This window comes from Acidovorax sp. 93, assembly GCF_003633835.1.
Lineage (GTDB): Bacteria > Pseudomonadota > Gammaproteobacteria > Burkholderiales > Burkholderiaceae_C > Acidovorax > Acidovorax facilis.
Window position 1 is genome coordinate 4,013,917 of the sequence record NZ_RBIT01000001.1, and the last position, 19,617, is coordinate 4,033,533.

19 protein-coding genes are annotated in these 19,617 nt (G+C 64.6%); 7 read left to right on the top strand and 12 right to left on the bottom strand.

The window, feature by feature from the left end:
* Positions 1-151: 151 nt before the first annotated feature.
* From rpsG to C8C93_RS18325, 7 genes are all read right to left on the bottom strand, one after another.
* The gene (rpsG, locus tag C8C93_RS18295) at positions 152-625 is read right to left on the bottom strand and encodes a 30S ribosomal protein S7 (protein WP_005798541.1); all 474 of its coding nucleotides are present in this window, start codon (positions 623-625) and stop codon (positions 152-154) included.
* Between the two features lie 172 nt (positions 626-797).
* Complete coding sequence (rpsL, locus tag C8C93_RS18300) at positions 798-1,175, bottom strand: 30S ribosomal protein S12 (protein ID WP_007851137.1); 378 nt, start codon at positions 1,173-1,175, stop codon at positions 798-800.
* Between the two features lie 260 nt (positions 1,176-1,435).
* Complete coding sequence (locus tag C8C93_RS18305; protein WP_121507826.1) at positions 1,436-2,605, bottom strand: D-alanyl-D-alanine carboxypeptidase family protein; 1,170 nt, start codon at positions 2,603-2,605, stop codon at positions 1,436-1,438.
* A gap of 119 nt (positions 2,606-2,724) precedes the next feature.
* Positions 2,725-3,378, bottom strand: a complete 654-nt coding sequence (locus tag C8C93_RS18310) for an alpha/beta hydrolase (protein ID WP_121507827.1) — start codon at positions 3,376-3,378, stop codon at positions 2,725-2,727.
* 97 nt (positions 3,379-3,475) lie between these two features.
* Complete coding sequence (locus tag C8C93_RS18315; RefSeq protein WP_121507828.1) at positions 3,476-3,835, bottom strand: ferredoxin; 360 nt, start codon at positions 3,833-3,835, stop codon at positions 3,476-3,478.
* A 55-nt stretch (positions 3,836-3,890) separates the two neighbouring features.
* Positions 3,891-4,988: a VanZ family protein gene (locus tag C8C93_RS18320; RefSeq protein WP_121507829.1), complete on the bottom strand. Its 1,098-nt coding sequence runs from the start codon at positions 4,986-4,988 to the stop codon at positions 3,891-3,893.
* Positions 4,989-5,000: 12 nt separating this feature from the next.
* Positions 5,001-5,429, bottom strand: a complete 429-nt coding sequence (locus C8C93_RS18325) for a CopD family protein (RefSeq protein WP_121507830.1) — start codon at positions 5,427-5,429, stop codon at positions 5,001-5,003.
* A gap of 326 nt (positions 5,430-5,755) precedes the next feature.
* Here C8C93_RS18325 and hemB point away from each other — a divergent pair, with 326 nt between their 5' ends.
* Both hemB and C8C93_RS18335 read left to right on the top strand, forming a co-directional pair.
* Positions 5,756-6,763 (top strand): porphobilinogen synthase, encoded by a 1,008-nt coding sequence (hemB, locus tag C8C93_RS18330; protein WP_121421995.1) that lies wholly within the window; start codon positions 5,756-5,758, stop codon positions 6,761-6,763.
* A gap of 58 nt (positions 6,764-6,821) precedes the next feature.
* Positions 6,822-7,952 carry a magnesium transporter CorA family protein gene (locus tag C8C93_RS18335; protein WP_121421994.1) on the top strand — a complete coding sequence of 377 codons (1,131 nt, stop codon included), beginning with the start codon at positions 6,822-6,824 and terminating at the stop codon, positions 7,950-7,952.
* 74 nt (positions 7,953-8,026) lie between these two features.
* On the opposite strand, the gene C8C93_RS18340 is transcribed toward C8C93_RS18335, so the two are convergent.
* Positions 8,027-9,577, bottom strand: a complete 1,551-nt coding sequence (locus C8C93_RS18340) for a tetratricopeptide repeat protein (protein WP_121507831.1) — start codon at positions 9,575-9,577, stop codon at positions 8,027-8,029.
* Between the two features lie 542 nt (positions 9,578-10,119).
* Entirely contained in the window at positions 10,120-11,133 is a 1,014-nt protein-coding gene (locus C8C93_RS18350) for a porin (protein ID WP_121508859.1), read from the bottom strand.
* A gap of 524 nt (positions 11,134-11,657) precedes the next feature.
* Between C8C93_RS18350 and C8C93_RS18355 the strand changes: the two genes are divergently transcribed.
* Together C8C93_RS18355 and C8C93_RS18360 are read left to right on the top strand one after the other, a co-directional pair.
* The gene (locus C8C93_RS18355) at positions 11,658-12,341 is read left to right on the top strand and encodes a heavy metal response regulator transcription factor (RefSeq protein ID WP_121507832.1); all 684 of its coding nucleotides are present in this window, start codon (positions 11,658-11,660) and stop codon (positions 12,339-12,341) included.
* A 55-nt stretch (positions 12,342-12,396) separates the two neighbouring features.
* Positions 12,397-13,512: a heavy metal sensor histidine kinase gene (locus C8C93_RS18360; protein ID WP_158603278.1), complete on the top strand. Its 1,116-nt coding sequence runs from the start codon at positions 12,397-12,399 to the stop codon at positions 13,510-13,512.
* Positions 13,513-13,560: 48 nt separating this feature from the next.
* On the opposite strand, the gene C8C93_RS18365 is transcribed toward C8C93_RS18360, so the two are convergent.
* Together C8C93_RS18365 and C8C93_RS18370 are read right to left on the bottom strand one after the other, a co-directional pair.
* Positions 13,561-14,499 (bottom strand): amidohydrolase, encoded by a 939-nt coding sequence (locus tag C8C93_RS18365; protein WP_233559495.1) that lies wholly within the window; start codon positions 14,497-14,499, stop codon positions 13,561-13,563.
* A 151-nt stretch (positions 14,500-14,650) separates the two neighbouring features.
* Positions 14,651-15,340, bottom strand: a complete 690-nt coding sequence (locus C8C93_RS18370; protein WP_055402028.1) for a dienelactone hydrolase family protein — start codon at positions 15,338-15,340, stop codon at positions 14,651-14,653.
* 115 nt (positions 15,341-15,455) lie between these two features.
* On the opposite strand from C8C93_RS18370, the gene C8C93_RS18375 reads away from it, so the two are divergent.
* The 3 genes from C8C93_RS18375 to C8C93_RS18385 all read left to right on the top strand — a co-directional run bounded on the left by C8C93_RS18375 (position 15,456) and on the right by C8C93_RS18385 (position 17,884).
* On the top strand, positions 15,456-16,202 hold the full coding sequence (locus C8C93_RS18375) for an SDR family oxidoreductase (protein WP_121508861.1): 747 nt from the start codon (positions 15,456-15,458) through the stop codon (positions 16,200-16,202).
* A gap of 192 nt (positions 16,203-16,394) precedes the next feature.
* A complete protein-coding gene (locus tag C8C93_RS18380; RefSeq protein ID WP_055402029.1) occupies positions 16,395-17,030 on the top strand; it encodes a MarC family protein in 636 nt (211 codons plus the stop codon).
* Positions 17,031-17,179: 149 nt separating this feature from the next.
* The gene (locus tag C8C93_RS18385; protein ID WP_121507834.1) at positions 17,180-17,884 is read left to right on the top strand and encodes a response regulator; all 705 of its coding nucleotides are present in this window, start codon (positions 17,180-17,182) and stop codon (positions 17,882-17,884) included.
* Between the two features lie 238 nt (positions 17,885-18,122).
* Here the strand turns inward: C8C93_RS18385 and C8C93_RS18390 are convergent, their stop codons facing one another.
* Positions 18,123-19,385 (bottom strand): porin, encoded by a 1,263-nt coding sequence (locus C8C93_RS18390; protein ID WP_121507835.1) that lies wholly within the window; start codon positions 19,383-19,385, stop codon positions 18,123-18,125.
* Between the last annotated feature and the right edge of the window lie 232 nt (positions 19,386-19,617).

Below are 19,617 nucleotides of genomic sequence, written 5' to 3' on the forward strand. Positions count from 1 at the left end.
GGTGGATCCTTGGATGGGTCGTGTTATTCAGGGGAAGGGCCCAGCATTGTGGCGCTGCGACCCGTCAATTTTGTGACCACCTCAATCGCCACAAGGCTGCAGGCAAAATTGCCGGCAGCCTTGCGCTTGGCGACGAGGGCAGTTCGTCGATTTAGAAGCGGAAGTGGCTGAATGCCTTGTTGGCTTCGGCCATGCGGTGCACTTCGTCACGCTTCTTCATGGCGCCGCCACGGCCTTCGGTGGCTTCCAGCAGTTCGTTGGCCAGGCGTTGGGCCATCGACTTCTCACCGCGCTTGCGGGCGGCCTCCTTAATCCAGCGCATGGACAGAGCCAGACGACGGACAGGGCGCACTTCCACAGGCACCTGGTAGTTGGCACCGCCCACGCGGCGGGACTTCACTTCGACCATGGGCTTCACGTTGTTGATGGCAACAGTGAAGGCTTCCAGCGGGTCCTTGTCAGGGTGCTTCTTCTCGATCAGTTCCAGGGCGCCATAAATGATGCGCTCTGCAACCGCCTTTTTGCCGCCTTCCATGATCACGTTCATGAATTTGGACAGCTCTACATTGCCGAACTTGGGATCCGGCAGGATTTCACGTTTGGGGACTTCGCGACGACGTGGCATTTTTTACCTCTATCTTTGCTTCAGTTGGCATCTTTTCAGACACCGCGAGAGCCAATCAAGGACTCCCACTTACTCGACCCGCGCAGAACACCTGCGTTTGGGGCCACTACGCTGCTTCACCGCGCCACGCGGGAGACAGCACCGAAAATTCTTTTGTGCAAAAGCGCAGGGCTTACTTGGCCTTGGGCTTCTTGGCACCGTACTTGGAGCGCGACTGCTTGCGGTCTTTCACGCCTTGCAAGTCGAGCGAACCACGCACGATGTGGTAACGCACACCGGGCAAGTCCTTGACACGACCGCCACGAACCAGCACCACGCTGTGTTCTTGCAGGTTGTGGCCTTCACCGCCGATGTAGGAAATGACCTCAAAACCGTTGGTCAGGCGCACCTTGGCAACCTTACGCAGAGCGGAGTTAGGCTTCTTAGGCGTCGTGGTGTACACACGGGTGCACACGCCGCGGCGCTGGGGAGAGTTTTCCATCGCAGGGCTCTTGGACTTGATCTTTTCGACCTCGCGCCCCTGACGGACTAGTTGATTGATGGTTGGCATGAATACGTCCCTAAACGTAAAAAACGAAAACGTGAAACCCTTCGGAATTTCCGAAAAGCCTTCTAATGTAGCAGCAAGGCCCTGAACGGGCAAGCGCTACGCGGTTTTCCTCGGAAACCCAGGCTCAAGATGGAGACCAACAGCTGCCGAAAGCGCGCGGCCAAGCCAGAACCGCCGCGCTGGCGGTGCCCCCCTTTCTGAATGGCGCAGCCATTCGGAAAGGGGTGAAAACGCGGCAGCGCCTGAGGAGGATGTTCCTGCTACTTTATCCAGAGCCGGATGGCATCCCATGCACGGCCCAGGATGCCTGCCTGTTCCACGCCTTCCAGCGCGACCAGCGGCACTTCCGCCACAGCCTGTTCGCCCAGGAGTACCTTCAGGGCGCCCACAGACTGCCCCTTGGTGAACGGAGCAACCAGCGGGTCGGGGCGCGCAATCTGGGTGGTGATCTTGCCTGCACTGCCTGCGGGCACGGTCACCACGATGGCCTCATCGCGGCCGATCTTGAGGGTGTTTTCCGTGCCCTTCCAGACAGCGGGCGTAGCGACGGGCTTGCCGGCGTCAAACAGCTTGACGGCTTCAAACGCGGTATAGCCCCAGTTCAGCAACTTCTGGCTTTCGTTGGCGCGCGCATTTTCGCTGGCGGCACCGAGCACAATAGACAGCAGGCGGCGCTGGCCCACGCCGGGGAATTCACGCTTGGACGTTGCCACGAGGCAGTAGCCTGCGGCTGCGGTGTGGCCGGTCTTGAGGCCGTCCACGGTCGGATCGCGGAACAGCAGGGAATTGCGATTGCTGCCGTTCGATGCAGGCGTGCCGGGGTAGCTGTACTGCTTGGTGGAGTAGTAGTGCATGTACTCCGGGAAATCCTTCATCAGGCGCGTGGCGAGAACGGACAGGTCGCGCGCCGTGGTGAGGTGGCCGGGCTCGGTCAGGCCTTCGGGGTTCTTGTAGCTGGTGCCGCTCATGCCCAGGGCCTTGGCCTGGTCGTTCATGAGCTTGACGAAGTTTTCGTACGTGCCGCCAACGCCCTCGGCCAGCGCTACCGTGGCATCGTTGCCGGACTGGACGATCATGCCCTTGATGAGGTCTTCCACCGGCACCTGCATCTTGGGGTCGATGAACATGCGCGAGCCGGGCATCTTCCAGGCACGCACGCTCACGGGCAACTTCTGGTCCAGCGTTATCTTCTTGGCGCGCAGCGCGTCAAACACCAGGTAGCCCGTCATGAGTTTGGTGAGCGAAGCCTGCTCCACCGGCGCGTCAATGTCCTTGGCGGCCAGCACCTGGTTGGCCGTGACGTCCACCAGCATATAAGTGCGCGCAGCAATTTCAGGAGGCTGGGGCGCCTGGGCATAGGCGCCGAAAGCGGCAGGGGCCACGGCAGCAAAGACGGCCAGGGATCGCAGCGCGGACAGGATTCGTTTCATGGGCAATAAGGGGCTGGAAAGGCTCGGAAAAGAGGAAAAAGAAACAGCAGAAACTGCTGGGAGGCGACCAGGAGGGGCGGGTTGAAGCCAACCCAAAGTCAGACGCAGGCTTGAGTGGCTCAGCCTCGCGATTGCAGGTGGCGCACCACCAGATTTTTCAGAAGCGGCAATTGTCCGTGAAAGAAATGCCCCCCTGCGGGAATGACTGTGACAGGCAGTATCTGGGGCCGCGCCCAGTCCATCACAGCGGCCAGCGGCACAGTGTCGTCGTGCTCGCCGTGCACGACCAGGGTGCGCAGATGGGCATCGGGCGGCACCGGGGCAACGGCAAAACGGCTGGCTGCCGTGCCCACCAGCACTGCCTGGTCCACGCGACCCTGCGGCCAGAGGGCGGCCAGCGCATGGCTGGTGACAAATGCGCCAAACGAGAATCCCGCCAGCGCAATCCGCTGACCAGCGGCAACGGGCGCCACCTGCTCCACCACTGCCAGCAGGTCCTGCAGCTCGCCCTGGCCTTCGTCGTACACGCCTTCGGTGCCGCCCACGCCGCGAAAATTGAAACGCACGGCTGTCCAGCCACACTGCACAAAGGCGCGCGCCAGCGTCTGCACCACCTTGTTGTCCATGGTGCCGCCAAACAGCGGATGGGGGTGGGCAATGATGGCCACGCCACGGGGCGCAGCAGCACCGTCGGCCAGCGCGGCAGCGTCACGCACGGCCTCGATGGCGCCTGCGGGGCCGGACAGGGTCAGGCGTTCGGTCTGGGCATTCACGGGTTTACTACCAATTTAATAGCTGCTAGCGCCTGATGGACAAGCGCTAGCAGCCAAAATCATTCAAGAAAAAACAACGAGACGGATGGAGGCGTATTCAGCGGCCAAGTTCCGCCGGTGTGACCAGGCGCTCCACCACCTGGCCGTTTTTCAGGTGCGATTCGACGATCTCGTCGATGTCGGCCGCGTCCACATAGGTGTACCAAGTGCCCTCGGGGTAGACCACCGCGACGGGGCCCGCCGCGCAGCGGTCCAGGCAGCCGGCCTTGTTCACGCGCACCTTGCCGGCCCCCGCCAGGCCTGCCGCCTTCACCTGGGCCTTGCAGCGGTCAAAACCCGCCTGGGCGTTGTGGTGGGCGCAACTGTCCTCGCCGTTGGTGCGTTCGTTGAGGCAGAAAAAGATGTGGCGCTGGTAGTAGCCGGGCACTGCGGCCGGTGCGGGGGTGGTGTCGCTCATGGCTGCATTTTACGAACCCACGCGTCCGTGACGCCGTCGCGGCGCTGAATGCGACTCAGGAGGAGCCTTCCTTGCGCGACACCCGAAACACCACGTAGATCAGCGTGGCGTAGGGCCACAGCCACCCCAGCCACTGGCCCAGGCCGTAAAAGCGGATGAACCGGCCCTGCTCCCAGATCTGCAGCGTCTGCGCAAAGTAGGCGCTGGTGGGCGCCTGGTTGAGCAGCGCCAGGTGCCAGACCAGGGCCACCAGCAGCACGGCAGCGCAGGCACGCCGGGGCAAGGCCAGCAGCATCACCGCCAGCGCCAGCGCGCCCCACACGCCCACGCGCGTGGGCAGGCCCATCCATTCCCAGGCATGCACGGGGCCCCAGCTCAGGGCGGCCGACAGCGCGGTGAGCGTGACGCCCACGGCCACCACACCCAGGGCAAACAGCGCCCGCCGCCCCACATGGCGGATCACGCAGTAGCCCAGCAGGCACGGGGCCAGCAGGCCCAGCGTCACACACAGCAGCTCCCCACTGGGCGAGAGCGGGTCGAGCGCAGCCTCGCGCAGCGGCAGCCAGTCCAGAAACGGGGTGTCGGCCAGCACCTCGATGAGCGCCGCTTCCAGCCGCTCCAGCACCTGCCCCAGCCCGAACGGCACCGCCGCCGGGAACAGCAGCGCCAGCGGCCACAGCGCCAGCAGCACGATGGCGCCGCTGGCGTCTTGCACAAACCAGCGGCCCTTGAAATCGCTCCAGCGGTCGATGGCGCCCAGGCGCTCCAGCAGCGCGGCGCTCAGCGCCCCCGCCAGGGTGCCCGCCGCGTTGAGCAGCAAGTCCAGATTGGAGGGCACACGACGGGGCAGGTAGATCTGCAGGAACTCCATGGCCAGTGACAGCAGCATGCCCACCAGCGTGGCCAGCAGCACCGCGCCCCGCCCCCAGCCCGAGCGCAGCATGGCCAGCACCAGCAGAAAGCCCAGCGGGGCATACCCCACCACATTGGTGGCAATGTCAAAACCCGTCCAGTACGGCGGGGGCAGCGGCGCCAGCAGGAAGACCAGGGGGTCAATGCCCTGGGCGCGCCAGCCGTCAAACGGGAACAGGCTGGCAAAGACGACGAGCGCTGTATAGATCAGCGCAAGAGGCCAGGCGGAGGTCTTGGGCACCTGCGTGCGGGCCTAGAACGGCTTGACCACCACCAGCACCACTGCGGCCACCAGCATCAGCACGGGAGCCTCGTTGAACCAGCGGAACCACACATGACTCCTGCGGCTGGTGCCGTCGGCCAGCTTGCGCAGCACCACGCTGCAGGCGTGGTGGTAGCCGATCACCAGCAGCACCACCGCAAGCTTGGCGTGCATCCAGCCATTGCCGGGGCCCCAGCCGATGCCGTAACCCATCCACAGCCACAGGCCCAGCGCCAGCGCAGGCACGGCCAGCAGCGTGGTAAAGCGCAAAAGCTTGCGTGCCATGAGCAGCAGGCGGTCGCGCTCGGCGGCTGAGCCCGGCGCCACCATCGCCAGATTGACGAAGATGCGCGGCAGATAGAAAAGGCCAGCAAACCAGCTGGCCACGAAGACGATGTGAAAGGCTTTGACCCAGAGCATGGGGGCAGTTTAAGGGCCTGTGCGGGCCACCCGAGGCCGCACCAAAAAAAAGCCCGGCAAATCCGCCGGGCCGGGAAAGCCTGTTTTGCATCGCTGCAACCCGAGGCCCCGCTCAGGGAGGGAAAGCGGGGGGCGGCAAGCCGCCCGGCGCCAATTTAGCACCGGGCATCGGGTGTTACAAGCGGCTTTTCCAAGGTGAGAAGGCGTCGCCATGATGTTTGAAACCGGCGCGCCCCATGCCAGTGCACCCGTGGATCCAGCTTCGCCGGTCCAGGGGGTGCGTCCCCCGAGGGAGCCGCGCAGCGGCTCAGGGAGATAATCTCGCGATGCACCTCCAAAGCCCCGCCCCCTTCCCCCAGAACCGCCCGCGCCGCCTGCGCCGCGATGCTTTTACCCGCAACCTGGTGCGCGAAAACGCTGTGACGCCGCACGACCTCATCTACCCCGTGTTTGTGCATGAAGGCAGCCAGCGCCGCGAGGCCGTGACCTCCATGCCCGGTGTGGACCGCCTGAGCCTGGACCTGCTGCTGCCCGTGGCCGAAGACTGCGTGAAGCTGGGCATTCCGGTGCTGGCGCTGTTCCCGGCGATCGACCCGTCGCTCAAGACGCCCGATGGCAAAGAGGCCCTGAACCCCGACGGCCTGATCCCGCGCGTGGTGCGGGCGCTGAAGAAAGAATTCCCCGGCCTGGGCGTGATGACCGACGTGGCACTGGACCCGTACACCAGCCACGGCCAGGACGGCGTGCTGGACGAGACCGGCTACATCATCAATGACGAGACGGTGGAGATCCTCACCGGCCAGGCGCTCACGCACGCCGAGGCGGGTGTGGACATCGTCGCGCCCAGCGACATGATGGACGGGCGCATCGGCGCCATCCGCGAGGCGCTGGAGGTGCAGGGCCATATCCACACCCGCATCATGGCCTACAGCGCCAAGTACGCCAGCGCCTTCTACGGCCCCTTTCGCGACGCCGTGGGCACGCGTGGCGCCCTGGGCAAGGCCGACAAGAATGTGTACCAGATGGACCCCGGCAACAGCGACGAAGCCCTGCGCGAGGTGGCCATCGACATCGCCGAAGGCGCGGACATGGTGATGGTCAAGCCCGGCATGCCGTACCTGGACATCGTGCGCCGCGTGAAGGACGAGTTCAAGGTGCCCACCTTCGCCTACCAGGTCAGCGGCGAGTACGCCATGATCAAGGCCGCTGCCGCCAATGGCTGGCTGGACCACGACGCCGTGATGATGGAAAGCCTGCTGGCCTTCAAGCGCGCCGGTGCCGATGGCGTGCTGACCTACTTTGCGCGCGACGCGGCTCGCTTGCTAACAAAATAATAGCTACTAGCGCTTTATGGACAAGCGCTAGAGGCACTTTTCATTCAAAACCGGGTTCATGCGCATCTTCCACATCCACAACGGCGGCGTGCAGGAGCTGACCGCGTTGCCCGCTCAGATGCCCGCCCAGGGTTTTGTCTGGATCGCCTGCGGGCGCCCCGCCTTCCAGGCGCGGCTGGCCGAGATCCAGGCACGCCTGCAAACCCTGGTGGGGCTGCAGCTGGTGGACCTGCACGTGTCCGACCTGCTCAACGCGCAGCTGCCCTCGCACTACGACTACACCTCGCAATATGACCTGCTGGTGTTTCGCCGCCTGGCCACCGCGCAGGGCGACACCGTCGACTCGCCCGTGGAAGGTGATAGCCCCGCCAGCCCACTCAAACGCAGCGGCCCACCGGTGCTGCGCCGCATCGACACCAGCCCGGTGGGGTTTGCGGTGTTCGACCAGCTGCTGCTGACCGTACACCCCGCAGACTGCGCAGTGCGCGACGCCTATGCGGCCCGTCTGCTGGCATCGCTACCCACCAGCAACGGCACCGAAGGCCGCAGCAGCCCCGTGCCCGGCGCCCGCGTTCCCGCCAGCCCGGCCGACCTGATGCTGCGCGTGGTGAACATGATGGTGGACCGCTATCTGGACCTGCGCCGCGAACTCACGCGCCAGCTCGACCACTGGCAAAACGAGCTGCTCAAGCCCCGCGCGCGGTATGTGAACTGGAGTTCGCTGCTGGAAGCACGGCTGGCACTGCACAAGCTCGACGAGATCTGCGAAGACCAGCGCACCGCCGTGCAGGACTGGATCGATGCGCTGGAAACCTGGGCCTTGCCCGACACCCCGGCTGGCCTGCGCGAGCTGGACCTGCTCAAGGTGCGCAGCCGCGACGTGCTGGAGCACATCGAGCGCGTGGTGCACCACGTGCGGCGGCTGGAGCAGAGCACCGAAACTGCCGTGCAGATGCATTTCAGCGTGCAGAGCAACCGCACCAACGACATCATGCGCACGCTCACGGCGCTCACCGCCGTGTTCCTGCCGCTCAATCTGATAGCGGGCATCTTCGGCATGAACTTCGAGTTCTTGCCGCTCATCCACAAGGCCGATGGGTTCTGGTGGGCGTTGGGCTCGATGGTCTTCATCGCACTGTCGCTGGTGATGCTGTTCTGGCGCAAGCGGTATCTGGCGAGGACGAGGTGACCGTGCTCGCGAAGGCACTCAGCTGACGAAGCTCTCCCAGTCAGACATTCTTCGCACCAGAGTCCACGCAGCCGTCAACCCGCCAATGCCAGGGCCAGTGGTTGCCGTGCGCGAAAAGCCCATTTCGGCCCCAGACGGAAGGCCTCCAGCCTGCGCGAGGAAGCGGTAGCAAAAAAGAGGTCTTCGGACAAATGGAGGCGTTCAAATACCCGCCGCTGGCGCACCGAGCGGCGGCGCAGATCCCCCTCAAAGGCATTGCCGTCACCGCGCGATTGTTCGAACAATGCTGCCGCGCGCGCCAGGTTCTGCAGCGCAAGGGGCGTCAATGCCGGCACGGCACGCGGTGCGGACAAACGGGCCTGCGCGATAAACGGGTTTTGCCCCACCAGCAACCCCCAGGGCCGACGGCCCTCGACAGGGTCGACACTCAAGGCCTCCAGCTTGGTCAAACCGAAGTCGCGCGCCAGCGTCAGCCGCACGGCCAGCCAGGGATCGGCTTGACGCACTTGCTCAATCGCCTCGCGCGCCACGGATTCACTCCCCGGCAGCGGAAGCACCAGTGAGCCCAACAGGCGCTGCGCGTGCGCATCACCCTGGTTGGCAGCGGCATGCAGCCACGCAATGGCCTGCTCCGACTCCACCACCGAGTTCGACGCGCGCAGTATCAAAGCCCCCAGCTTGCGCTGCGCCTCGGACTGCCCGGCCATTGCCGCTTTCTCCAGGAAGAAGCGGGCCATCTGCGGGTTGGATACCGACGAGCGGTGGTCTGCATGCGTCGCGTACAGGGCAAGCCATGCGTCGTCCCGGCCCGCGTCCGCAGCGCGCAACAACAAGGCCACGCCTTTGCGCAGGTTCAGCGACGTGGCCAGCCGCGCTGGCGCCAGCGTGCCGCTGTCAATTCCGCAACGCGCACGGCCCAGCAGGCACGCAGCGTCCCGATCCCCGCGTACGACAGCCAGCTCCAGACTGGCCTCAATCTGGTCAGGAGCCAGCCCGCGCAAGGAGTGTTTCTCGCGCTCGGCCCACAAGACCGCCGCCACGACCAGGTCCGACAGGGCGTGTGTCAAGCGCGGCGCCACCATCAGCGCCACCCGCAGGCAATCGACCAGCTGGTCCAGTCCCCCTTCTTCACGCGCCTGGCGCGCAGCGATCACCGCGACCTGCACCACGTCCACTGCGGCGCTGGATTGGATCGATTCCACCATCGCCTCGAGGGCGCGGTCCGAGCGTGCACCCTCCACGGCCGCCATGACCTGGCAGGCCTCGACGTGCCCGGCTGCGGCGGCGGTCTCCAGCCACGACTGCCCCGCCGTGACGGAGCTGCGCGTCAACGCCATCCACACGCCCAGCTTGAACTGCGCCAAGGGGCTTCCCGCAGCGGCAGCCTTGTGCAATGCATCTTCCTGCTTCAGGTCCAGCAAATCCTGCAGCGGCAAACTTTCTGCAATGGCACACGCGGTTTCGGGCAGCTCACGGACGCTGGGGTGTGATAGGTACTCAATCCCCGTGGCCACATGGCGCGGAAACCCGTCGCCCCCCACCAGGTAGCGCCGGCCCGCTTTGCTGCGGGCGGCGGGATCGCCCTGGCGGGCCAGGGTCAGCAATTGAATGTCTTGTCGGCGCATGCTTGGCTCTCTTCAACGTGTTGCGGGGGCGGCACACTGAAGCGGCCTTTAGAACCTGTTCAATATCTTTTCGGGGATCGCATTGGAGTGCAATCGGGATGAGTGGATGCCTCGGATGCGCCGCATGGGCGCATGCCCATGCAAGCAGCCGAGGCGTCCAATCGCCCGATTTCACTCCAACCCTTCGGGCAAGTCCCTTGCCGGGCGGTCTGCGGCGTTGCGGCGCTTGTGGATAGCCAAGCTATCCACTGCGCACCGCGCCTTGTATCCCATCCCGGCAAGGGACTTGTGCGACCCTGAAAAGATCTTGAACAGGTTCTTAGCACGCAAACTGGCAAACACCCCCTGCTTTGGACAGGTTTGAAGAATAGAAACGCACGCCTGACAACAGGATTGCGCGCACATGACATCTCTGTAATGAACCGCCTGGCCTGCCCGCGACCCATGCAAAAAAGCCCGCATCCCCTGGGGGATGCGGGCCAATCGTTTACCTTGGAGACAATTGCCCATCGCAATGGGCAAGAGGAAGACCGCCTGGGGTCTTAGAACGTGTGGCGCAGGCCGAAGTCCAGACCCTTGGAGTTGTCACCTGCACTGGTCTTGGCACCGTTCAGTGCAAGCGCAGAACCGTTCTTGTTCTTCAGGTACGCGAAGGTGGTGTACAGGGCAGTGCGCTTGGACAGGTTGTGCACGTACCCCACGGCAAACTTGTTCGCCTGCACATTGGTGTCCTGAACGCTGACGCGGGACCACGAAGCGCGGACCAGACCAACGCTGCCCACGGGAGCCGTTGCGCCGATCATGTAGTGGCGAGCCTTCTCGTCGCGGGCCTTGGACTCATCCTGACCCGCTTCAACCAGCAGCTTGGCCACACCAAAATCGTAGGAACCGCCAATGTTGGCGTTCGTCACGTCGCCATAAGCACCCAGGTTGGACACCGAGCCATAGCTCACGCCCACATTGAGGGGGCCGTTTTCATAGCCAGCGCGCAGGCCATAGCCGTTGCCGTCATTGGAGCCGTTGGCGGCCTCGCCACGGTAGTACTGCACCTGGCCAAAGAACCCACCCAGATTCCTGGGGGTGAAGTACGACACGGCATTGCTGGTGCGCGTCTGCATGGCGTAGCCGTAGTTGCTGCCCAGCGAAGTCGTCTTCAGCAGAGCGCCCACGCCGTTGTCGCCGAATGCGTCGTAGATGTTGTTGTAGGTTGCGGTGAAGTCCCGGCCCAGGCGAATTTCGCCCCAGCGGTCATCCATCAGGCTGATGGTCGAGCGGCGGTTGAAGTTGAAGGTGTTGGAGACGCCTGTGCCGTCGTCCAGGTTGTAACCGGCTTCCAGCCAGAAACCGGCCTTCATGCCACCACCAAGATCTTCAACACCGCGGAAACCGAGGCGGTTGGAAGCCAGACCGCCGCTGCCCAGGCTGGTCCGGTTCGTCTCACTGCCGCGGCCCACCTGAACCGTCGCGTCGGCCACGCCAAACAGCGTGACAGACGATTGTGCGTAAGAGGTTGCGCTGACGGCTGCAAGCACAGCCAGTGTGGCGAGTTTTTTCATGGTCATCCTTGTTAAGTGGGTTCAATCGGAGTCATGTCCCACGCCTTATTGGCAGGACATGGTGCAAGCGTAGGCATTGCACCCTCGCTCCCACAGGCCGCAGAGCTCAACGGCGGGGGACGTGCATGTGCCCCCCCCTCGGTTCAGGACCACGCCGTTTCAAAGGCGCCACATCCCCTGCGAACGGAGATCCGGACTTCGATCTCGTTGATGCTGCGCAGCGGTCTTTGCAGGATGTGTGTGGTGTCAGACGGGCCCAGGCCTTCACCAACAAGCGCCACGGGCCCACACTTTGCATTGCAAGCACCCATGTGCATCCCGCAGATGCTCCGGCGCGATCCCCTGCGAGATCGCAAACAGTCCCTTGCGACTGTTCGTGAATTCGCAACAGTGCATTTCAATCCAGCAAGCTTCTCAAGCTTGCGCACCTCCTGAACAATCCAGCCAAGTCAATCCGCAGATTCCCTCAATCCGTCTGCAGCCCACCGTCTTCCACCCATTGAGAAACCGCCGGATCGCGTCACATGCGCTTGCTCTCCATTGAAGACGAACGATCAACCGCCGCTTACCTGCAAAAAGGCCTGACCGAGCATGGCCATGTTGTAGACACGGCGTTCGACGGCGTGGAAGGCCTGCACCTGGCCACCTCAGGGCATTACGACCTCATCCTGCTCGATGTGGGGCTGCCGGGCGCCAGTGGCTGGGATGTGCTGCAGGGCATTCGCACACAGCAACAGACACCGGTGTTTTTCATATCGGGCCGCGATGAGGTCGAAGACCGCGTCAAGGGGCTGCTGCTGGGTGCCGACGACTACATGGTCAAGCCCTTTGCGTTTTCTGAACTGCTGGCACGCATCCAGGTGGTCGCGCGCCGCCGTGCCCCCATGTCCGCACCAGAGGGCGTGCTGCGCGTGGGCGAGCTGGAAGTCGATACCGCCCGCCGACGCGTCAAACGGGGCGCGCTGCGCATTGATCTCACCACCCAGGAGTTTGTTCTCCTGGACTATCTGGCCCGCCATGCCGGCCAGGTCGTATCGCGCACCCTGATCGCGCAGAACGTGTGGGACATGCACTTTGACAGCGACACCAATGTGGTCGATGTGGCGGTGCGCCGACTGCGGGCCAAGATCGACGAGCCCTTCGCCGAAAAACTCATTCACACCGTGAGGGGTGTCGGCTATGTCCTTGAGCCCCGGCACAACGCCTAAGGCGCGGTCCGTTCTGCGGCGCTCTCTGCCCCTGAAGATCGCGCTGGCGATTTCTTTGATCACCCTGCTGTTGATCACGGCCAGCTTCTGGATGGTGATCTACCTGCTGGGCCAGGATTTCAACGACCTCCTGCCGCTGCTCGCCAGCAACGGAGGCATGGTCCATATCCCGGCAGAGGATTTGCACGCGCGGGGCCATGCCTTTGCCCTGCGCTCATGGCGTGTGTTTGCCATCACGCTGGGTGTCGGCGCGCTGGCCGCGAGCCTCTTCGCATGGTGCACCGCCAAGCTCATCCTGTCCTCGGCCCACCGCCTGGCCAACACGGCCAACCGCATCAGCGCCCATGCCTTGCACGAACGGCTGGCCCCCGAGAACAACATTGCCGAGCTGGAACCTGTGGCCCGGGCGTTCAACCACATGCTCGACCGGCTGCAGGATTCCTTCACCCGCCTGTCGGGTGTGTCGTCCGACATTGCGCACGATCTGCGCACTCCCATCCACCGCCTACTGATGGTTGCCCAGGTGACGCTGGACCGCCCCCGCAGTGCGGAGGAATACCGTGCGGTGATCGAGTCGGCCGTGCCAACGTATGAGCGCATGGGGCGGATGATCGAGAACATCCTCTTCCTGGCGCGCGCCGAGAGCCAGCAAACCGCCGTTCATGCCACCCTCATCCCGCTGGAGCAACGGCTGGGGGCCACCGCAACCTTCTTCGAACTGCTCGCGCAGGAGCGGGGTCTGGAACTGGCACTGGAGGTCGCAAAGAACGCCCAGGTCTGGGCCGATGACACCTTGCTCACCCGCGCCACCGGCAACTTGCTGACCAATGCCATTCGCCACGCCCGCCCGGGCAGCCGGGTCGTGCTCTCAGGGTCGGTGGCGCCGAACGGCGGCTGCCATATTTCGGTCTCCAACGAGGGCGCGCCCATCGCCCCCGAGCACCAAACCAGGATTTTTGAACGCGCATACCGGGTCGAGAACCCGGGCGTGAAGGAAACACCCGGGGTGGGCCTGGGACTGGCCATCGTCAAAAGCACGATGGAACTGCATGGAGGCCTGGTCCGCGTGCGCAGCGCCCCAGGCTATCCGACGGTGTTTACTCTGTGGTTCCCGCCACCTCCACCGCGCACGCCCGAGGCGGGGCCGTCGCGCGAGCGAATCAGCCGATAGCACCGGGGGCGATCTGACTGGAACCTCCAGTCGCAACCTCAGGCAACGTCAGCGCAGCGCCGTGACGCCGAACAACCCCGCCCCGTTGTCCCACGCCACCTTGCGCGCCACATCGGCAGGCAAGCCGCCCAGCCACTGGCGGTAGCCCTGCATCAGGCTTTCGTAGTGCTGCCAGCGCTGGTTGACCCAGGTGTCCGAGCCGATCACGAAGCGCGTGGGGTACTTGAGCAGCAGCGCACGCCAGGCGGGGCACAGCTGGTTGTCGTCGCAGACCAGGCCCGGGCGGTACGAGAGTTCGCCCACCAGGCCGGGGTAGCGCGCCATCAGCGCATCCACCCGCTCCACGGGCGCACCGCCGATGCCGGTGTGGGCCCAGATCAGGCGCGCTTTCTGGCCCTTCGACGGCGTGTGGGCCATCAGCAGGTCGATGGCCACATCGTCCACATGGGCCAGCACCACCAGGTCACGCTCTTCGGCCAGGACCATGAGCTTTTTGGCGACCGGGCCGTCGGCATTGGCGCTGTCGTACAGGTGGAACTCGCCAATGCCCCGGTAGGGCCCGGCCGCCGTGCCGCGCGCCAGCTCGGTCTGCACCATGGTGTAGATGCTCTCGTCGGCAAACCAGCCGGTGTAGTCCGCCCGGTTGCGGTACAGCCGCACAAAGGGCACGACGGTGACGCCCGCCTCGCGCGTCTGCGGCAGGCCCGCCAGCGTGAGCGAACCCGCGTTGGGCCGCGAATTGGCAACGATGGCGCGCACGCCGCTGGCCTTCATGCGCGCGAGCACATCAGCGGGCGGGTGGGGGCCGGTTTTGCCGTCCCACGCTTCCTCGTTGTAGTGCAGGTGCGCATCGAACAGGGGGCCGGTGTAGTCGGCCGCGTGGGCCTGAAATCCAAATGCTATTAAAACAATAGCTGCTATCGATTTACAGGCAAGCGGTAGCGGCCAAATTTGACTCAAAACCTGGATATACGTCGAACTCGCCATGGCGGCCTCCAAACATTGAGCAGTTCATCGCTGCGCCCTGGCGCCTGCAATGGGCGCGCCCCCGCCAGAGACGCCAAGCAAGGGCCGCCCCGCAGCGACGGCGTCGTCCCCCCTGGGGGAAGGCGCGCAGCGACTCAGGGGGGATTTCAATTCATGCAAGGTGCTTGTCGAAGAACGCCAGGGTGCGGTCGCGTGCCGTCATGGCCGCAGGCTCGTCGTAGCTGCCGCGCTGGTCGCAGTTGAAGCCATGGTCGGCGGCGTAGATGTGCACCTCGGCACCCGGCTGTGCGCGGGCAAAGGCCTGCACGCTGTCCACCGGGATCCAGTGGTCGCGCTCGCCAAAGTGAGCCAGCACGGGCACGCGGGGCTGACGCGCGGCTTCGTCGGGGCTGGTCATGCCGCCGCCGTAGTAGGGCACGGCGGCCGACAGGCCGGTAAGCGTGCAGGCCGCGCGCCAGGTGAGCAGCCCACCCCAGCAAAAGCCCACGATGCCCACCTTGCGGCCGCTTTGCGCAGCGGCGTAGTCGATGGCGGCCTGGATGTCGGGCATCACGCCAGGGGCGGGCAGCGCCTCCACCGCCGCTTTCAGGCCCATGCCAGCCTGCATGTCGTCGCCGGTGTAGCCCAGGTCCACGCCGGGTTTCACGCGGTGGAAGGTCGAAGGCGCCACCGCCAGGTAGCCACGCGCCGCAAAGCGGTCGGCCACGGCGCGGATGTGGGAGTTCACGCCAAAAATTTCCTGCAGCACCACCACGGCGCCACGCGGTGCGGCATCGGGCTGGGCCACCCAGGCCGGAAATACAAAACCGTCACCCGAAGTCAGATCGACAAACTGTCCCATGCTGCAATCTCCTTGATAAAAATGCGCCGGAGTGGAGGTGTGCCTGCTGCAAACCGCTGCCCGCAGCACCCAGAACCTGTTCCAATGCGCCATTCTTGCAGGAGACCCCGATTTCATGGACAAGATCGTCTTAATCACCGGCGCCAGCCGAGGCATTGGCGCCGCCACGGCCCAACTGGCCGCGCGCCAGGGCTGGGCGGTGGCGGTGAACTACCAAGGCAACCAGGCCGCCGCCGATGCAGTGGTGCAGCAGATCCGCGCCGCAGGCGGCACCGCGCTGGCCGTGCAGGCCGATGTCGCCGACGAGGCCCAGGTGCTGGCCATGTTTGCCACCGTGGATACACAACTCGGGCGCATCACCGCCCTGGTGAACAACGCGGGCGTGGTAGACACCACCCAGCGGGTGGACGAAATGAGCGTGGCGCGCCTGCGCCGCATGTTCGATATCAACGTGATCGGCAGCTTTGTCTGCGCCCGCGAGGCTGTGCGCCGCATGAGCACGCGCCATGGCGGCGCGGGGGGCAGCATCGTCAACGTCTCCAGCGCCGCCGCGCGGCTGGGCGCGGCCCACCAGTATGTGGACTACGCGGCGGCCAAGGGCGCCATCGACACCTTCACCATGGGCCTGGCGCGCGAGGTGGCCGCCGAAGGCATCCGCGTGAACGCCGTGCGCCCGGGCCTGATCGAGACCGACATCCACGCCAGCGGCGGCCTGCCCGACCGCGTGCGCGACCTGGCCCACCAGGTGCCCATGCAACGCGGCGGCACGGCCGAAGAAGTGGCCGAGGCCATCGTATGGCTGATGTCGGATGCGTCGCCCTACACCACCATGTCATTGCTTGAAGTCTCTGGAGGAAGGTAATGAAGCACCCCCTGAGTCGCTTCGCGCCTTCCCCCTCTCCCGCTTCGCTGCGCGAAGCGGGAGGGGAACGCCCCCAGCGCACACAAGCAAAGCGCCGCATACGCGGCTTCGGCGGCCCTTGCGCGGGGCACTGGCCTCGACAGCGCCAAGTCGAAAATCTATGGGCGACAAGCTTCAAAACGGAAAACTAGTATGGATCTCAAACCGCTCATCACCCTGCTCGCAATCGTGAACCCGCTGGCCATCGTGCCGTTTTTCATCCACTACACGCAGGGCTTTTCGTACCCGCAGCGGCGACGCACCATTCAGGTGGCCAGCTTCAGCGTGTTCTGCGTGATTGCGGCCTGTGCGCTGCTGGGCCTGCAGATCCTGGACTTCTTCAATATCTCGCTGCAGAGCTTTCAGGTGGGCGGCGGAATGCTGCTGCTCATCAGCGCGATGAACATGCTCAACGCCCAGCCCGCTGAGGCCAAGCCCAGCACCAATGAGTACGAAGAAGGGGCCGAGAAGGCCGCCGCCGGCAGCAGCATTGCCGTGGTGCCGCTCACCATCCCGCTGCTCACCGGCCCGGCCAGCATGTCTACCGTGGTGATTTACGCCGACCGCGCACAGACCTTCTGGCAGCACGCGGCGCTGGTGGGCTACGGCGTGGTCATCGCGCTGGCCACGGCCGTGTGTTTTGCGCTGGCCGACCCGATTGCACGCGTGCTGGGCAAGACCGGCATCAACGTGATGACCCGGCTGATGGGCCTGATCCTGGCCGCCCTGGCCGTAGAGGTGATGGCCGACGGGTTGGGTAAATTGTTCCCCATCCTCGTTGCACGCTGACATGGAATACCCCCTGAGTCGCCTGCGGCGCCTTCCCCCAAGGGGGCCGACGCCCTCACTGCGGGGCGGCCCTTGCTCGGCGTCCCTGGCCTGCGCCGCGCCAGTTGCGTTGTCTGCGCGGGGTGCGCAGCACCGGGGATGATTGAGGCATGTCTGCCAAACTCCTTTTGCTCGAAGACGACCCCGCCATCGCCCGCACCGTGGCCTATGCGCTGGAGCGCGATGGCCTGACCGTCACGCACAGCCTGCTGGTACACGATGCGCGCCAGCAACTGCAGCGCGCCCGTTTTGACCTGCTGGTGCTGGACGTGGGCCTGCCAGACAGCAGCGGCCTGGACCTGCTGCGCGATGTGCGCAACGCGGCGTCCACGGCCGCCCTGCCCGTGCTGATGCTCAGCGCCCACGGCGAAGAAATCGACCGCGTGCTGGGCCTGGAGCTGGGCGCCGATGACTACCTGACCAAGCCCTTCAGCCCGCGCGAGTTGGCGGCGCGCGTGAAGGCGCTGCTGCGCCGCGCGGGCAACGGGAACGGCAACGGCCACCCGGCAACGCCCGCCGCTACGGCCACCGCGCTGTTCCACGACGACGAGACGGGCCAGCGCATCAGCCTGCGCGGCCAGGCCCTGCCGCTGACCCGGCGCGAATACCGCCTGCTGTCCCACCTGTTGCGAGGCGCAGGCCGCATTCATTCGCGCGACGCGCTGCTGGCCGCTGCCTGGGGCGACGACAGCGAGAGCACTGACCGCACGGTGGACACCCATATCAAGACCCTGCGCGCCAAGCTGCGCGAGGTGGACCCGGGGCGCGAGTACATCAGCACACACCGGGGCATGGGGTATTGCATCGATATTTAAAACCCCATTGGCCCCCGTCGATGGAGCCAATGACATTGCACGTACTCATAGGTAGAGCGGGCCCTTGCAAGGCGGCCCGCCCCCAGCAGGCACGAGCACTGGCATGCAGGCCACGGCCGCATACCACCGAAAACTGAGAAATGCTCGGGCCGGAGGGCTGGACAGGCGGACTATCTGGCGGGGTAGCGTGTAGGGCCTGAGCGGCGCAGCACACGGATGCCCTCCGCTCTGCAAGCCCTCAGAAACGATGGCGAATCGACAGTGCCAGGCTATTGACGTCTTTTCCGGGCGCTGCCGCAACGCCACCCAGAAATCCGTTGCCGCCCAACATGTCTTGCGACGTGTTTTTGTTGTTCAGGTGTGTGAGTACGGCATTCAGGTCGGTGCGCTTGGACAGTGCATAGGTGTAAGCCACCCCATACGACGCGCGATCCGCATTGAACGGGCGTTTGTCGTTCATGTTGTTGTAGGCCACGGTCACGGCGTGCACGCCGCTGGTGATGCGGTAGCCAACCTGGAACAGGCGTGCGTCTTGCCGGAAACCCTGAATGAAGGCGTTTTGCACCAGACCGGCCACTGGTGCCGTGGCAGGGTTGGCAGACAGGACTGCGGAAATGCCGGACAGGTTGGTGGGATGGTCGTCCTTGATGACGCTGAATTGGCCCGACAGGGTGCCCGGCCCGACATCCAGCGTCGCGCCGAGGACAGCGGTCGTCAGCGACTTTTCACCCAGTTCGTTGTTGCGTGTGTTGTAACCGCCGCCGAACGAATAGCCGTTGCCGTTGTAAATGGCCATGGCACCCCACAGCCGCCCCGCGCTCGACCGACCAGCGACTTCCCCGGCTGCGTACATCGCGGTGGCGGTGAATCCGTTCCATTGCAGACCGTACTGGAGTGAGTTGCTCACGCGGATATCGAACGAAGCCGGAATCGCCACCAACTGTCCCAGTGACAGGCTGGACTCGGTCTTCATCGCGTCAAAGTTGGCGTTGGCCAAGTAGCCCGGTGTGTACTGTCGCCCGAATGTGAAGGCACCGAACGGGGTGATCAGGCCGGTGAATACTTGCCGATCAAAGAAGTTGTTGCCCAAGTTGACGCCCACGGAATTACCGATCTGGGCGGCCACTGCGGACACAGCAGGCTGAAGCGCAGCGGGCAGGCCCAACGATCCAGCGTTGCTGAGTCGGTCCGGCAGCCGCCCTTGGGAAATGGGGCGGTTGCCCAGTGCGCCGGTGTCAGCTTCGAGCCGCGATTCGAGCGTGAAGACGGCGCGGTATCCACCGCCCAGGTCTTCATTTCCCTTGAATCCGAGGCGCGAACCTTGCATGTTCCCACTGGTAAGGCTGGTCTTAGAGCCGCCGGGTGCTCCGGTGACATGGTGGATGCCAACGTCGACGATGCCGTACATCGTCACACTGCTCCCGTCCGCCGCGGTTTGCGCCATGCCAAACGACGAAAAGCACCCGAGCACGGCCGCTGATAGGGCACGCATTTTGTTCATAATTTGTCTCCTGTTGCTGCATGAAATTGGCACAAGCCCACGCCACACCGTGGGCAGCTCCGGGTTCAGCCTAGGTGACATGTCTCAAGCGGTAACAGCGGGTAGCACGGGATCGCTGGAGCAGCCCGGTCGTACCGACCTGGTTTCGAGCGAAAACGTTGTGCGCTTGCAACTTAGTTAGGCCACGCAACAGGCTTTGCGTCCCCACGGTGCATCTCGTGCCAGATCGCAA